The sequence below is a fragment of the Lachnospira intestinalis genome, from assembly GCF_040095895.1.
Taxonomy (GTDB): domain Bacteria; phylum Bacillota; class Clostridia; order Lachnospirales; family Lachnospiraceae; genus Lachnospira; species Lachnospira intestinalis.
This window is the reverse complement of the sequence record NZ_JBBMFS010000001.1, coordinates 346,848-361,650: the sequence shown is the minus strand read 5'-3', so window position 1 is coordinate 361,650 and position 14,803 is coordinate 346,848. Positions and strand designations below refer to the sequence as shown.

The 14,803-nt window shown below is 37.3% G+C and carries 16 protein-coding genes; 2 read left to right on the top strand and 14 right to left on the bottom strand.

Translation table 11 applies throughout. From position 1 onward, the window contains the following. Positions 1 to 10: 10 nt before the first annotated feature. Positions 11 to 1,237 (bottom strand): FRG domain-containing protein, encoded by a 1,227-nt coding sequence (locus WMO37_RS01785; RefSeq protein WP_349154175.1) that lies wholly within the window; start codon positions 1,235 to 1,237, stop codon positions 11 to 13. A 72-nt stretch (positions 1,238 to 1,309) separates the two neighbouring features. Here WMO37_RS01785 and WMO37_RS01780 point away from each other — a divergent pair, with 72 nt between their 5' ends. Then, a complete protein-coding gene (locus WMO37_RS01780) occupies positions 1,310 to 1,975 on the top strand; it encodes a restriction endonuclease subunit S (RefSeq protein WP_349154174.1) in 666 nt (221 codons plus the stop codon). Here WMO37_RS01780 and WMO37_RS01775 read toward each other — a convergent pair. From WMO37_RS01775 to WMO37_RS01740, 8 genes are all read right to left on the bottom strand, one after another. Beyond that, positions 1,972 to 2,508 (bottom strand): restriction endonuclease subunit S, encoded by a 537-nt coding sequence (locus WMO37_RS01775; RefSeq protein WP_349154173.1) that lies wholly within the window; start codon positions 2,506 to 2,508, stop codon positions 1,972 to 1,974. The genes WMO37_RS01780 and WMO37_RS01775 overlap by 4 nt on opposite strands. A 15-nt stretch (positions 2,509 to 2,523) precedes the next feature. Beyond that, on the bottom strand, positions 2,524 to 3,507 hold the full coding sequence (gene xerA / locus WMO37_RS01770) for a site-specific tyrosine recombinase/integron integrase (protein WP_349154172.1): 984 nt from the start codon (positions 3,505 to 3,507) through the stop codon (positions 2,524 to 2,526). An 85-nt stretch (positions 3,508 to 3,592) separates the two neighbouring features. Then, entirely contained in the window at positions 3,593 to 4,198 is a 606-nt protein-coding gene (fic, locus tag WMO37_RS01765) for a protein adenylyltransferase Fic (protein WP_349154171.1), read from the bottom strand. Between the two features lie 161 nt (positions 4,199 to 4,359). Next, complete coding sequence (locus WMO37_RS01760; RefSeq protein WP_349154170.1) at positions 4,360 to 5,391, bottom strand: restriction endonuclease subunit S; 1,032 nt, start codon at positions 5,389 to 5,391, stop codon at positions 4,360 to 4,362. Beyond that, a complete protein-coding gene (locus WMO37_RS01755; protein ID WP_349154169.1) occupies positions 5,381 to 6,892 on the bottom strand; it encodes a type I restriction-modification system subunit M in 1,512 nt (503 codons plus the stop codon). Before WMO37_RS01755 ends, WMO37_RS01760 begins: the two co-directional genes overlap by 11 nt. Before the next feature lie 113 nt (positions 6,893 to 7,005). Then, the gene (locus WMO37_RS01750) at positions 7,006 to 7,422 is read right to left on the bottom strand and encodes a hypothetical protein (protein WP_349154168.1); all 417 of its coding nucleotides are present in this window, start codon (positions 7,420 to 7,422) and stop codon (positions 7,006 to 7,008) included. 279 nt (positions 7,423 to 7,701) lie between these two features. Then, positions 7,702 to 9,294: a hydroxylamine reductase gene (gene hcp / locus WMO37_RS01745; RefSeq protein WP_349154167.1), complete on the bottom strand. Its 1,593-nt coding sequence runs from the start codon at positions 9,292 to 9,294 to the stop codon at positions 7,702 to 7,704. 23 nt (positions 9,295 to 9,317) lie between these two features. Further along, the gene (locus WMO37_RS01740; RefSeq protein ID WP_022433266.1) at positions 9,318 to 10,148 is read right to left on the bottom strand and encodes an ATP-binding protein; all 831 of its coding nucleotides are present in this window, start codon (positions 10,146 to 10,148) and stop codon (positions 9,318 to 9,320) included. A 235-nt stretch (positions 10,149 to 10,383) separates the two neighbouring features. Here WMO37_RS01740 and WMO37_RS01735 point away from each other — a divergent pair, with 235 nt between their 5' ends. Further along, positions 10,384 to 11,097: a Crp/Fnr family transcriptional regulator gene (locus WMO37_RS01735; protein WP_349154166.1), complete on the top strand. Its 714-nt coding sequence runs from the start codon at positions 10,384 to 10,386 to the stop codon at positions 11,095 to 11,097. 190 nt (positions 11,098 to 11,287) lie between these two features. On the opposite strand, the gene WMO37_RS01730 is transcribed toward WMO37_RS01735, so the two are convergent. The 5 genes from WMO37_RS01730 to WMO37_RS01710 form a co-directional block, all read right to left on the bottom strand. Further along, positions 11,288 to 12,280, bottom strand: coding sequence for a Gfo/Idh/MocA family protein (locus WMO37_RS01730; RefSeq protein WP_349154165.1), 993 nt, complete (start codon positions 12,278 to 12,280; stop codon positions 11,288 to 11,290). A 98-nt stretch (positions 12,281 to 12,378) separates the two neighbouring features. After that, the gene (locus tag WMO37_RS01725) at positions 12,379 to 13,065 is read right to left on the bottom strand and encodes a polysaccharide deacetylase family protein (RefSeq protein ID WP_349154164.1); all 687 of its coding nucleotides are present in this window, start codon (positions 13,063 to 13,065) and stop codon (positions 12,379 to 12,381) included. A 154-nt stretch (positions 13,066 to 13,219) separates the two neighbouring features. Next, positions 13,220 to 13,717 (bottom strand): CarD family transcriptional regulator, encoded by a 498-nt coding sequence (locus tag WMO37_RS01720; RefSeq protein ID WP_022433262.1) that lies wholly within the window; start codon positions 13,715 to 13,717, stop codon positions 13,220 to 13,222. 95 nt (positions 13,718 to 13,812) lie between these two features. Then, on the bottom strand, positions 13,813 to 14,400 hold the full coding sequence (locus WMO37_RS01715) for a DUF6465 family protein (RefSeq protein WP_022433261.1): 588 nt from the start codon (positions 14,398 to 14,400) through the stop codon (positions 13,813 to 13,815). 36 nt (positions 14,401 to 14,436) lie between these two features. Continuing rightward, the gene (locus WMO37_RS01710; RefSeq protein ID WP_022433260.1) at positions 14,437 to 14,703 is read right to left on the bottom strand and encodes an HPr family phosphocarrier protein; all 267 of its coding nucleotides are present in this window, start codon (positions 14,701 to 14,703) and stop codon (positions 14,437 to 14,439) included. Between the last annotated feature and the right edge of the window lie 100 nt (positions 14,704 to 14,803).

Sequence of the window (14,803 nt, the reverse complement as noted above, 5' to 3'; positions counted from 1 at the left end):
ATTACCTCACTCATTTTTCTCTTATTACTTTAGCTATTATATTTTTCGCTAATTTTTCTGCATCCGCTTTCACATAACCGTTATCTAGCAATTTTTTACATATCTGTATTTTTATTCTACTTATAACACTATCTCTTTTTATCCAATCTACATCTTGATTATTTAAAAAGACATTCTCAATCTCCCTCTTAACCCCATCTTCTAAGTCATATTTTCCGATAACCATTCTCAATTTATCTATATCGTACTCATCTTTTATTTCTACATTATAGGTTGAATTTTTCTCTATTTTTTCAAATTTTTCAAAATATGAAACAGCTCGTCTAAATTGTTCATTATGTTTTCGTATATACTTAAGTTGGTATTCCAATTCTGGAAATAAATTAGCTTCACTTATATTACAATTTTCTAACTCTGTTCTTATTTTTTCTTTATTATTATCATCAATATAAAAAAACATGCCTTCAAATTCATTTCTCAAATTTGACTCTGCCTTTGCTATTATAGCATTTTTTAAATTGTCACCTCTATTAGTCACAATAAATTTACCCGGTAATAAAAAAGCCCCACTTTGTCTAATCAATCTATCATTATTCATAATTGGAAGTACAGTACAAACACTCTGACAAATATGTATAAACTCAAACATTCCATTTTCTTCCAGCCATTTTTTCTTTAAATCCATACTTATAACAGTATCTTGATATAATTTTTCAACAATTTCTTCCAGTGTCCTATCACTATTCATGTCATAACTAGCTAATCTTGAAATAATCCTCACTTCTAAATCATTATATTTTAAGGGCATGTTATCTTCTTTAAAATATACTATCCCACGTGGCGCGACTTTTTCTATATTTTTTGTTTCCCTGTCCTTATATTCTTCTTTTTTATAACGTTCACATGAAAAATATAATGCTACTAATGGATTCGTTGTTATATCAAGTAATCTGGTACACATACCGTAATGTTGATATTTCTCCATGATTTCAAAACTGTCACCAAGATTATTAAACTCATTTGGAATTTGTCTTAATGGTTCTGACATTAAATTATGCTCTACACTTAACATTTGGTCTCTAAAAATACTAGGTCTTATATCCCAATAATCGACAGCCTGCCCTCTAAAAAACATTTGTGCATTGGGATCCTTTTTATTCTGATTCAACTTACTTATCTCTCTCATATACTCATCAACAGATGTAATTTCAATTCCCTCATCTGTATTTAAAGACATGTGCATTTTATCACCTCTTATTTGGTAATTATTTTACTAATAGAACTTATTATTTAATAATAATATTTTCATTTGTTTTATATTGCTGTAAACAATAATTTAGAGCAACAAGCGCAGGCTTTGTATGAAAACATCTTTTGTATACCTTCAGATATTGATACAAAACACATTTCGTTATCAGACTTAATGGATTATGCTGGTGGAAGCCAACCGCCCGCCTCTGAATTCGTTTTTAGTGAAAGAGATGGTTACATACGCTTTGTTCAAATTAGAGATTATGATACAGACAGCCATATAACATATATTCCCGACTCGCCTAAAAACAAACTTTGTGAGGAGCACGATATAATGATAGCCCGATATGGTGCTTCTCTTGGACGTATATGTTTCGGAATTAACGGAGCTTATAATGTTGCCCTTGCAAAGGTGTTTCCCAAAAAATCTTTTTTCAGAGAATTTTTGCGTTGTTATTTATCTTCTCGTACATTTTACGAAGGAATAAATAATAAGGGCGGCAGAAGCGCTCAGGCAGGTTTCAATCAAAGTGACATCAACTCTTTTGAAATTGATTTCCCGGCCGATGAAACCATCGTAAAAAATTTTGAATGTACGGTTGCTCCAATGTTTGAGCAGCGCCTACAGCTTAAGAAGGAAAATCAACATCTTGCTTCTTTGCGTGACACCCTTTTACCAAAACTAATGTCCGGTGAATTAGATGTTTCCAATGTCGAAATTTAAGCCGCTAAATTATTGTTTATTCTTTGATTTATCTCTATTTTATCATCAATATTTGATAATACATTAGCTATACTTTGCTGAGTTTTAATATCCGGTATTTCTACATCAATATTTGCAAAGGTTTCCCTTGTTATAGTATCAAAAACAGAACCATGTGTAATTAATTTAATCTTTTTCACACTATTTTTTATCAAATAATACAGAAATGTACTATCAACACCTTTTACAGCTCTTATTCCATAGCAAGACTGATTAAATGCCATTGGATATGGTATCATAGCTAATTCTCCAACTGTACCTCTAGCTGAAATAATAATATCATTCTTTTGAAGTAATTTTGTAGAACTATTATTCAATCCCTCCTCTGTAATTGTTTTTTCTGTAGAATATACATAACGATTCTCATTGTTAAAATCTTTGACAGATAACCAGTTGATATTTCCTCCCCAATATTCAGATTTAGTTGTTTTAGGTGTGCCTCCACCAATAAGCTTAACTATATCTATTAATGAAGTTTTCATCCATTCAGCCATAATTCTATATCCTCTCTATCCAATATATTTTCGATGTGCAATCTTAACATTGCTTTGCTTAACCATTGCGTACTGCAATGTTGTATCTATCTTTTTATGTCCCAAAAGCTGTTGAAGCTGCTCAATGGGCATTCCCTTATCTATTGCCATGGTCGCTAAGGTCCTTCTGAATTTATGCGGATGTACCTTATGTAATCCTAATTGCTTTCCAAATTCTCTAAGTCTTGTTTCTATTCCGCCTATTTGCAATCTTTTATGTGGTACTTTAAGAGACACAAACAATGCTGGATTATTATCACTTCTGCTATCCAAATAATTTTGCAAATGTATCTTTGTTCTTGCATCAAAATAGACAACTCTTTCTTTGCTGCCTTTACCAAAAACAATACATTCTCTTTCATTAAAATCAATATCATTTCGGTTAAGCAATACCATTTCCCCCACACGCATACCTGTTGAAGCAAGCATATCAATCATAGCTAAATCCCTAAGTTCTGTGCAATTATCTCTCATTAATTCCAGTGCTTCATCAGAATATGTTTCTTTAATATTAGTTCCTGTCTTAACCTTATGTATTCGCCTTACAGGATTTTTTAATATATAATCCTCATCCTCAAGCCAAGAAAAAAAACTGGAAAGTATACGCCGAATATTATCTATTGTAACTTTACTCAAGCCATTCTTTCGCTGATATTCCGTAAGATATCCTCTAATATCGTCAGTCACAATATATTTAGCACTTTTATCAAGTGTTATTAACATTGTAGTAATGGTCGATTTGTAATACTTAAGAGATTTCTCTGAACAGCCTTCAATACGCTTTGCTGATAAAAAAAGTTCCACAAAATCCTGCTCTGATTCTTTCACTGTTTCTATGTCTTGTGAAACTTTATAGTTCATAAGCGCATGCTGTAATACTTCTTGTAATTGTTTACTCTGTGCATTATTCAAATAAGGCAACATTCCCTGAACAATGTCTGTAATTAAATTTTGTTTCATCGTCAATTCTCCTTCATAACAATTCTTGAGAACGACTTGCAACGGCAGTTCTTCTATATCTCCTGCCGTTGATAGGAGAAAATATTTATAAATCCTCTGCTTTGTATATAGCATAGCCTTCATAATAATAGCTATGATCTATACCTTTCATATACACTTCTCTGTCATTTACTTTATCTGTCAAAGCTCGCTTTAAAATATATTTTATTTCAATATCTTTAATTGGACTTCTTTCCATAGCCAACAGATAATCTTCTTTGTCTACAACGCTCCAGTCAATAACCATGTTTAATTCTTTTTTCAAAATTAAATCCAACCATATTCTGGTGCTTCGACCATTACCTTCTCGAAACGGATGTGCTATATTCATCTCAACATATTTTTCGACAATCTCATCGAATGTTGACTGTGGCATTTTCTCAACATTTTCAATAGCTGCCTGTAAATACATCACCGGTGCAAATCTAAAATTAGCTTTTGCAATATTTACTGTTCGTACTTTTCCTGCAAAATCATATATTTCATCAAATAAATATTTATGAATCTCTGCAAGCATCTTAAAACTTCCAGCCTCATAATTATCCAAATATCCATTTTCAAATAATTCTACGGCTTTTTTCTTACTTATTTTTTCTTCCATTCTAGCTAATTCCGTAGAATCAGTAATATTCAATTTGTTATCTAATGCCATATCCTATCCTTTCTAAATGTGTATTTACACATTTTATTTTACTTAAAATACTATTTACATTGAAGTGCTTTATCAAACAGTGCACCTCCTGTCACATTAACGTTCATAGTGTATAAAACAACAGCTACAACTAAAAGAACTACAAACAATAATTTAGCGGCTTAAATGTCGAGATCGGAGACATCAAGTTCGCCGGATATAAGTTTGGGCAATAAAGATTCCCTCGTAGATACCAAAAATTTATTCTGCTGTATATTGGAAAAAATCATCTTATGCGCAGGGGTACAAATATCAATAAATGTCGAAACCTTTTCCTCTAATGGGTATTTAATAGGTATAGCATTTAGTATTCCTTGTGTCATTAGTGGCTGTCCTGTACCAATATGTCTGGAAAATAATGATGCATTTCGTAACAAGTAATAGATAAATAATGGCGAAGATTCATTACGACTTTTGGCTTGTATTGCATTATCGCTCGTCCAGCATTTATCAAGACACAGAAATGTATTTCCACAATATGCTCCAACTCTGCCAATGATGACACAATTATTTGCATTCGATTCGTCTGTATATGCCAATACTCCATTACCACCATATACAGGAATATTTCCGATTGTTTCCGGACGCTTTTTACCATTTGTAAATACGATTAAGTCTTGAAGAGTGGCATTTGCATTTAAAGAAAAAATATCTGGGAACATATCATCAAATATAGTTTGCACTTGTTGCTCTAAATTATTGTTTATTTTCTCATTAAGTATTATTTTATCTTCTAAAGTTTTTAAAATATTTAAAATCTTTTTCTGCTCTTCAATCAACGGAATATTAAATTCTAATCGATTTAATGTTTCTGTTCTTAAACTTGGTATTGTAGTTCCTTCGTTATACTGTTTCAAATCCATATTTGAAAGCACATAGTATAAATATTTCGGCAAAACAAGATTTTCATTTATTTCCGTATAAAATAATGTATCTACTGTCCAAAACGGTCGTTCAATATACCGCACTTTTTCTATTGTACCTTTTCTTCCAATAAGAACCGATGGCTTATCGTACAAAAATTGTGTTGCATACCCCATAAGTCCCCCTGTTCCATAAATAGGAATTGTTCCTTTTTCTGATACAACTTTCTTTTGATTTTTTCCATATTTTATTTTTGCTAATTGACTGAATGTATATTTATTATATTTCATACCCAATAGCCCCCAGCTTCTTCTTAATTTCTTCTTCCAATTCATGAGACTTTGCAAACATCTCCGACAACTCAGACGTAAGTCTTGTCATTTTTTCCTCAAACGGTTCCTTATCCTCTTCCTGTTCTGCAATACCAACATAACGTCCCGGAGTAAGAATATAATCTTGTTTTGCGATATCTTCGATTGTTGCAATAGCGCAAAAACCCTTTTTCTCCTCTAAAGTTCCATTTTGAAATGCTTCAAATGTATATGATAATAATTTAATATCTTTTTCGTCGTCCAAATCCCGATGTTTTCTGTCTACCATATGTCCCATATTTCGGGCGTCAATAAATAATGTCTTTCCCTTTTGTTTCTTATTATTAGAAATAAACCATAGAGTTACCGGAATCGTTACACTGTAAAAAAGCTGTGTAGGCATGGCTACAATTCCCTCTATCTTATCATCTTCTATTATATTCTTACGAATTTCTCCCTCTCCACTTGTCTGTGTTGATAATGCACCATTGGCTAACACTAACCCAATCTTGCCATTTGGTGCAAGATGATGAATCATATGCTGAATCCATGCATAGTTGGCATTCCCTGCCGGTGGCAAACCATACTTCCAACGCGGGTCATCTATTAGTCTTTCCTGATTCCACGGATGATAATTAAATGGTGGATTTGCAAGTATGAAATCTGCTTTTAATGTCTTATGCCAGTCATTTGTAAATGTATCCGCCTGATATGGTCCAAAGTTTGCGTCTATCCCCCTGATAGCCATATTCATTTTTGCCATTTTCCATGTATCAGCATTTGCCTCCTGTCCATATACAGAGATCGCTCCTCGTTTTCCATTATGTGCCTGAATAAATTTAGCACTCTGAACAAACATTCCCCCGGAGCCACAACAAGGGTCGTATACGCGGCAATTTTCAAAAGGTTTTAATATTTCAACCAACGTTTTTACAATACTGGACGGTGTATAGAACTCTCCGCCACTTGCACCTTCCTTTTCTGCAAACTGAGCAATACAATATTCATATGTTCTGCCAAGCAAATCCTCATTTGCTTCTGTTTCGGACATATCAATATTATTGGTAAATATATCAACAACATCGCCTAACACCCTTTTATCCAAATCCGGGCTTGCATAATTCTTAGGTAATACATCCTTGAGCGTTTTATTATCTGCCTCTATTGCCCGCATTGCCTTATCAATTACTATTCCGATTTCATTAGTATGTGCAGCCTTTGCAATCGTTGACCACCTTGCTTCCTCTGGAACAAAAAATACATTTTCCATTGTATATGCATCTATATCATCTTCAAATCCATCGCCTTCTTCCATAAGCTCTTTATATCGCTTATCAAAAGCTGCTGATATATATCTTAAAAATATCAATCCGATAATTACTTTTCTATATTCTGCTGCCGGAATATGTCCCCATAATACACAAGCCGCATCCCATATTTGCTTTTCAAAACCTATATTTGTATTATTCTTATCTGCCACATTAAATCCTCACTTTCACTCACTTAATGTTAAGTATATCATTACATTTTCACATTTGCAATTATAGCCATTTTAATTGCGGGACAATATCATAGATATAAAATATATGTACTTTAATTTTTCTCTCTTATAATTTCACATATTCTATTATAAAACATTATTTTGTTTTCGCTAATCCGTAAAATTGTACTTGTACGCTTATTTAATATCATTGATGCTATAATATTTAAAACTGCACTTATTAATACTATTAGTACAAGACTATTAAACAGCACACTTGTTACTAATTGATATATACTAAATGTAAACGATATTATCGATGGATAATAAACACTTATTAATTTTTGTTTTTCTTCGTCAGCTTTATTTCTAAGATTTTCTGCTTTAATTAGACATTCTTTTTTATCAAAATCAACCAGCAATTTATCAATCTTTTTTTCTAGAAAAATGTAATCGTTTATAGTATTCACATCCATATATTCAATTCCGTAAAATTTTATTTTTGCCATTTGTTCATCATAATAATTCATATGATTTTCTTCCTTTCTTTTTTATTCTTGCTGATTGTTAAACAAAGGCACTATTCGTGTCAAGCACTTTTTTCAAATTTTTTTCATTTATTTTTTGCCCTGTTTTAAGCGTAATTTAATAGGATATAATAAAGACGTACCCTGTGTCAAAATTTTTATATCTTATCTTCCTCCACGCAAAACAAGGCACCGTCCAGCCCGCGCTTGCAGTCTGTCCGATGCCTTATCGTCTTATCTAACGAAACAGTATCTTAATTTTTATATCTTGTACAACAGCTCCTACTTTCCCAACAGTGCCTTCAAGTCTTCCTCCGGTGTCGTAATCGGCGCAATGCCGTAATTTTCTACGAGGAAATTTAAAATATTCGGTGAGAGAAACGCCGGTAAAGACGGACCCAAACGGATATTTTTAATGCCTAAGTGCAGAAGTGTCAGTAAAATGCAGACCGCTTTCTGCTCGTACCATGACAGTACGAAAGATAACGGTAAGTCATTGACGCCGCAGCCGAACGCATCTGCGAGGGCAACTGCCACCTGAATTGCGCCATACGCATCATTACACTGTCCCATATCCATAATTCTTGGCAGTCCGCCGATTTCTCCGAGGTCAAGGTCATTAAAACGATACTTGCCGCAGGCAAGTGTTAAAATAATGCTGTCCTTCGGGGTCTGTTTTACAAATTCCGTATAATAATTTCTGCCCGGTCTTGCGCCATCACAGCCCGCTACTAAGAAGAAATGGCTGATATCGCCCGCCTTGACGGCTTCCACAACCTTATCCGCTACAGATAAAATCGTGCCGTGTCCAAAACCGGTCTGTACCTTATTTCCGCCGTTGATTCCGGTAAACTCCATATCTTCCGCAAATCCGCCAAGCTCCAGTGCCTTTTCAATAACCGGCGTGAAGTCCTTGTCTTCCCCGATATGAACGGTATCCGGAAATGCCACCACTTCTGTTGTAAACACGCGGTCTGCGTAGCTTGCCTTTGGCGGCATCAGACAGTTTGTTGTAAATAAAGCCGGCGCCGGAAGATTTGCAAATTCCTTCTGCTGGTTCTGCCATGCCGTACCGAAGTTTCCTTTTAAATGCGGATACTTTTTCAGCTTCGGATAAGCATGCGCCGGAAGCATTTCTCCGTGTGTGTAAATGTTGATTCCCTTATCCTTTGTCTGCTCTAACAGCAGTTCTAGGTCTTTTAAATCATGACCTGTGACAACGATAAACGGTCCTTTTTCCACGGTCAGCGGTACGACTGCCGGTGTCGGTGTTCCATAGCTTTCTGTATTGGCTTTATCAAGTAGTGCCATACATTTTAAATTGATTTCTCCGACCTTTAATACAGTTGGGAGCAGTTCTTCCATTGTATTTTCATAACCGACTTTAAACAGCCCTTCACAGAAAAAGTCATTGACTTCATCATCTTGATATCCAAGCATCTGTGCATGATAAGCATATGCCGCCATGCCGCGCAGTCCGAATAAAATCAGCGATTTCAAAGAACGAATGTCTTCATTGTCATTCCAAAGCTGCTGCATATCATAATCTTCTGTCTTGCCGCAAGGCGCGCCACAGCTTCCGCAGCCCGGTACCAGTTCTTCCTTTGCCGCATGGGTCTTTTCAATCTGCCTGATAATGGCATCATCGTCAAAACTTACATTAGTAATTGTTGTAAAAAGTCCTTCGATAATTGTCTGATACGTATTTTGTGTTGCCGGATTACTCTCCGTTGCACGCGCAAGACCGATTAACGCACCGGTCAGCTCATCCTGTAATCTGGCTGTATCTGCTGATTTTCCGCAGACACCTGACTGTGTACAGCCTGTACACCCTGCCGTCTGTTCGCACTGATAACAAAACATTTTATTTTCCATTATTACTCTCCATTCCGCAATTCTTATTCATCAATAATATTTCCGTCAATCGAAATCGTATAGCACTGCCATGGCAGGAACTTTCCGCTGTCCTGAATGGCCTTTTTCACAGCGTATTCAATGCCGCCACAGCAAGGCACTTCCATGCGGACAATCGTAATGCTCTTGATATTGTTATTGGCAATAATCTGTGTCAGTTTCTCCGAATAGTCAACATCATCAAGCTTCGGACAACCAATCAGCGTGATATGATTTTTGATAAATTTTTCATGGAAGCCTGCATAAGCATATGCCGTACAGTCTGCCGCAATTAACAGCTTTGCGCCATCAAAATACGGTGCATTTACCGGCACCAGTTTAATCTGAACCGGCCACTGTGAAAGCTGTGACACCGGCGAAAACGATGCTGCATTTGCCGGTTCTGTACCACTGCTTTGACCTGCGATATTATTCATTCCCACTACACCGTTTTGACCTGCGTTATTATTCAGCCCAGCTATACTGCCTTGTCCTGCCGCACTGTTATTTTCCGCATGGTGCATACGGCGCATCTGCGTACCCGGACAACCTGCATGAAGTGGCATCTGTGTGCCGGACTGCCCCTGTGCCTGCATTTTCTTTCTTTTATTTTCCAGAACTGCCTGCTCATCATAAGCCGCCGCTTCGCGTTCTACAAATGTAATTGCCCCTGTCGGACAGGCAGGAAGACAATCACCCAGTCCGTCACAGTAATCGTCACGCATCAGTTTTGCCTTACCGTTTACCATTCCGATTGCACCTTCGTGGCACGCATTGGCACAGGCACCACATCCGTTACATTTTTCTTCATCTATCGTGATAATTCTTCTTTTCATTTCAACAATCCTTTCTGAATGTTTTTATTGTTGATGAACGGCTATACTATTTTTATTGCACAGCCGCTCTTGCGTTTCTATGATGATTTTATTATAATAATTCAAACAAGTATGTTTGATTTCAAACAAAGTAAAAATAATATAAAAAATTTACTTTGACAACAATCAATTACCTTTGAAATTATCACCTACGGAATGGAAATTAGCAACAAGTCGCTCAGAAATGGAGATTCATATGAACACTACTGACAATTTAGAACAATTTTTACCGATTCTTAGGACAGCTTCTATTTTTTCGGGCATGTCCGATTCAGAAATATTATCTGTATTACACTGTATGGGGGCTTTTGTAAGCGATAAAGAAAAAGACAGCTACCTTTTACGTGCCGGAGATACGACATCAACTATGGTACTGCTGTTATCGGGAAGTGCGATTGTAATTCAGGAAGATGTATGGGGACACAGAAATATCATGGCGCAGATTCTTCCGGGACAGACCTTTGCCGAACCCTTTGCCGCTTCCAACGGTACTGCATTAAATATCAGTGTCGTAGTAACGAAAGACTGTTCCCTGCTGTACTTAGATATTCACCGCATTTTAGGGGTCTGCCCGTCTGCCTGCGAACATCACACACATTTAATCCAGAACCTGATTTCTGTTCTTGCCAAAAAGCTTTTACTGTTTAATGAGAAAATCACACATATGAGCAAGCGCACAACAAAAGAAAAACTGCTTTCCTACCTGTCTGCCGAAGCCCAGCGGCAGGGCAGTCTTTCCTTTGATATTCCTTATGACCGCCAGCAGCTTGCCGACTATCTGTGCGTGGAACGTGCTGCCATGTCCGCGGAGCTGTCGCGCCTGCAAAAGCAGGGACTGCTTACCACAAATAAAAATCACTTTATACTACAGTCTGTACCGGATGATGTAAATGCAGATATTCTATCTTAATCTGTCCGACAAATTTTTACTTCTGATAAAATGCCATTTTCATTTCCGGTAAAATGCTAAAATAAAAGCCTGAAACCACCCGTGCCGCCATGTATTCCAACTCCGCATACATAACATAACCCCTGTGATTTCAGGCTTTTACTATATTTTATTTTGCTATATTTAATTTATATTTTATTTTTACTGTATTTTATCTTTCAAACGGAAATTTCATATTCCAGCCTGCACGGATATCATCAATCAATGACAACGTCTGCAAGGACATCTGCGGGGTGTAGATACCGCTGTGGGTTCTGCCCTCTCTGATACAGTTGGAAGCTTCTCTTATCTGGTACTCAAAGCCATTGATTTCAAACGGGATTTCAATTTCATATTCTTCTCCGTCCGATAAAGAAACCGTCATTGTTTCCGCCTTTTGAAAATCGTCCAGATAAATACTGCCCTTTGTACCGATAACTGCGGCTTTCCGCTGGATATCCAGCCCGATTGCCGTTGTGACAACCGCTTCTGCTCCCTGTCCATTCTCCTGCGAATAATGCAGATGAATCACGCTGAAATCATCTGTGCCAACGTCTGTCATATGGACGTCGCTGGTAAATGAATCGGGATTCTTTCCCATAATCATATTTAAAAAACCGAGGTTATAGATACCGATATCTAACAAGGCGCCACCGCCAAGCTGCGGATTAAACTTGCGCACTTTTCTGTCCCCTTTTGCAACAAATCCATATTCGGAACGGATATAGCGGATTTCTCCTAACTTTCCCTCCTTGATGAGTTCCTGCATTTTCTGTAAAACCGGAAGAAAACGAATCCAGAAACCTTCCATTAAAAACAGACCTTTTTCCTCTGCCAGCGCATAGAGTTCCTGCGCCTGTGCCGCACTGGTTGTAAACGGCTTTTCGCAAAGAACGTGTTTTCCTGCCAGAAGACACATTTTTACATTTTCATAATGCATATTGTTGGGTGTTGCAATGTAGATCACATCGACACTGTCGGACTCCGCCATAGCCTTGTATGAATCAAATACCTCCGGAATCCGGTGCTGTCTTGCAAAATTTTCTGCAGATTCCTTTGTTCTGGAAGCCACTGCCTGTAAGATTTCTCCTTCGTCTGTCATACGATTCACGGTTGACGCAAATTTCTGTGCAATACTGCCTGTTGCCATAATACCCCACTTCATCGTAATCCCTCCGTTTCTCATTTTCTTATTCTCTCATTTTCTTATCTTCCTTCATTCTTCCTCTCAAATTCAACCCCAGTGTACACGCTTTCGTACAATTAATCAAGCAGTAATTGATCCACGGTAACAAAAATGAATCCCTTCGCTTTTAATTCGTCCACAATTTCCAACGCCGCCACCACCGATGAATCATAAATATCATGCAGTAAAATAATATCACCGCATTTTACATTTGCGACAACAGACTTTACAACCTGCCCTGTATTATCCGTATTCCAGTCTTCGGGGTCTACGCTCCACAAAACCGGTGTCATATTAATCTGCATTAAAAGACTGTTGGAATACGAACCGTATGGCGGACGGATATACCGGACAGGTTCGCCTGTAATTTCTTCAATCAGTGTATTGGTCTTCACAATTTCCTCCAGCGCCTGCTTTCCATCCACCTTACTAAGCTGTACATGGGTAAATGTATGATTGCCAATCAGATGCCCCTCCGCATACATTCTCGCCACCAGTTCACGGTTGTCTTCAATTTTTTCACCAACTAAAAAAAACGTCGCTTTTACGCCACGTTCCTTTAGTCCGTCTAATAACTTTTCCGTTGTGCCTTTACCCGGTCCATCGTCAAATGTAATTGCAATCCTGTTCTCATAACAGTCATTTGCAGAAATCGCCGCCGTCTGCTCTGCCTTGCCGCCTACACCGCTGACAATCAACATCAGCAGGACACACAGACAATATACGCCCCAAATACAAAAACGCCGCATCAGTTTTTTCTTCATACCAATCCCCATTCCGCAGGCATTCTAATGCCGGAGAAATCGCGAACTGAATTTATTCAGTTCTGCGATAATCAATCCTGTCTGATTTATATCTATGAAAAACTGTATGCGGTTATTTCTATATTTTTTGCAACATTTTTATTGTACGGATTTATTAATTCTGTCCAAGATATTGATCAAGTAAATCTGACATTTCACTGTAATCTTTCCCCAGTGCAACAGCCAGTTCACCGTAAAGCAGTTTTCTTGCCGTTACTAACATTCTGCTGTCTGCCGACTTCATTTTGCGCAGCTCCTTTGCACGTTCATTTTTAATATCATATAAAAAACGTACCAGGTGCATCAGCTTTTCCGTATCCTGGGATTTTACCATTTCATCATACTGGTTCGGTGTAATCTTCTGATTAAGCAGTTCATCACTTTTACAGTTTCTGGCACGCTCTAAAAATGTCTGTGCCTCCTCTTTTGTGATAATAGTCCGCATAGACACTTTCTTACTGTCCACAGGAGAGTAGATGATGCCTTTATCATCATAAACCGGCTGTAAATAATAATACTTTCCGTCAATACCTTTAATCGGCGGTGCTGCAATGTCTTCTACTTCACACACGCCCACAACACCGTAAAATACTCTGTCGCCAACTTCAAACATACATCCTCTCTCCTTTATCTGATTGAAATAAAGAGCTGCCACACGAAAATCAACGTTTTCGCGCAACAGCTCTGTTCTGACTATATAAAGTAATTTTAGTATAAATCTACTTTACCTGCCACATTACCGTTTGCAACATAATAGCAAGCGTTATCTTCCGGCTTTACATAAAGCTTTAAATCTTCCACTGAAATCTTATCCTCACCGCAGTCCTGCATAACTCTTTCAAGTAATGCCTTTTCATCAATCTGCTTACCATGATACTGGATAAATACTTCCGTAGACGGTTCACTCTTTGCAGCTGTCTTTCTTGTTACTGCTTTTTTCACAGTTTTCTTAACTGCAGCTGCTTTCTTTTCAGCAGGCTTTGTTTCTGTCTTTTTCGCAGCTGTCTTTCTTGCCGCCGTCTTCTTTGCAGGTGCAGCTTCTGCTGCTGTTACCGCTGTTGCAGGCTCTGCTGCTTTTTCTACAGCCTTTTCTGCTGCTTTCACTTCTGCCTTTACCTCAGCTTTTGTTTCTGCAAGTGTTTCTTTAACAGCTTCTTCTTTAACTTCTACTTTCTTTACAGCTTCTTTTGCCTTTTCAGCCACTGCTTCAATAGTTGATTCTGCCTTCTTTGCAACTGTGTTTACTGCATTTTCTTTTGCTGCTGTTGTAGCTCCTGATTTTCCTTTTCCTCTCATAAAACGGACCTCCTCACATTTGATCACACATTTACATTACATTGCACATTCTGCATTGCTTGTTAAGAACTGGCTGATACAGTCTACTGCTGCCTTTTCATCTGTTCCTTTTGCGGAAATGCTTACTTCCATTCCCTTTTTCAAGCCAAATGCCATAATCCCCATAAGACTCTTTGCGTTGATATTTTTTCCTTCGCTTTCAATCTCAATATGGCTTTCAAATTTGCAGGCTGTCTGCACAAGCTCAGCGATTGCATTCTTATGTGTCTTTTCAATGTCTGCTACTTCTACTGTCTGTGTCATAGTTTAACATCCACCTTTAACTTTCATTTACTAATAATTTCATATATTTTAATTCACTTACAAAATATACTCTATTCGGAAGAATAAGTCAACAGATATC

Excerpts from the sequence above, each read along its gene's own strand:
- WMO37_RS01710 (WP_022433260.1), bottom strand. The coding sequence starts at position 14,703 with ATGACACAGACAGTAGAAGTAGCAGACATTGAAAAGACACATAAGAAT.
- WMO37_RS01785 (WP_349154175.1), bottom strand. The coding sequence starts at position 1,237 with ATGTCTTTAAATACAGATGAGGGAATTGAAATTACATCTGTTGATGAG.
- WMO37_RS01720 (WP_022433262.1), bottom strand. The coding sequence starts at position 13,717 with ATGTTTGAAGTTGGCGACAGAGTATTTTACGGTGTTGTGGGCGTGTGT.
- WMO37_RS01760 (WP_349154170.1), bottom strand. The coding sequence starts at position 5,391 with ATGAAATATAATAAATATACATTCAGTCAATTAGCAAAAATAAAATAT.
- fic (WP_349154171.1), bottom strand. The coding sequence starts at position 4,198 with ATGGCATTAGATAACAAATTGAATATTACTGATTCTACGGAATTAGCT.
- xerA (WP_349154172.1), bottom strand. The coding sequence starts at position 3,507 with ATGAAACAAAATTTAATTACAGACATTGTTCAGGGAATGTTGCCTTAT.
- WMO37_RS01740 (WP_022433266.1), bottom strand. The coding sequence starts at position 10,148 with ATGAAAAGAAGAATTATCACGATAGATGAAGAAAAATGTAACGGATGT.
- hcp (WP_349154167.1), bottom strand. The coding sequence starts at position 9,294 with ATGGAAAATAAAATGTTTTGTTATCAGTGCGAACAGACGGCAGGGTGT.
- WMO37_RS01750 (WP_349154168.1), bottom strand. The coding sequence starts at position 7,422 with ATGAATTATTATGATGAACAAATGGCAAAAATAAAATTTTACGGAATT.
- WMO37_RS01715 (WP_022433261.1), bottom strand. The coding sequence starts at position 14,400 with ATGAGAGGAAAAGGAAAATCAGGAGCTACAACAGCAGCAAAAGAAAAT.
- WMO37_RS01730 (WP_349154165.1), bottom strand. The coding sequence starts at position 12,280 with ATGAAGTGGGGTATTATGGCAACAGGCAGTATTGCACAGAAATTTGCG.
- WMO37_RS01725 (WP_349154164.1), bottom strand. The coding sequence starts at position 13,065 with ATGAAGAAAAAACTGATGCGGCGTTTTTGTATTTGGGGCGTATATTGT.
- WMO37_RS01775 (WP_349154173.1), bottom strand. The coding sequence starts at position 2,508 with ATGGCTGAATGGATGAAAACTTCATTAATAGATATAGTTAAGCTTATT.
- WMO37_RS01735 (WP_349154166.1), top strand. The coding sequence starts at position 10,384 with ATGAACACTACTGACAATTTAGAACAATTTTTACCGATTCTTAGGACA.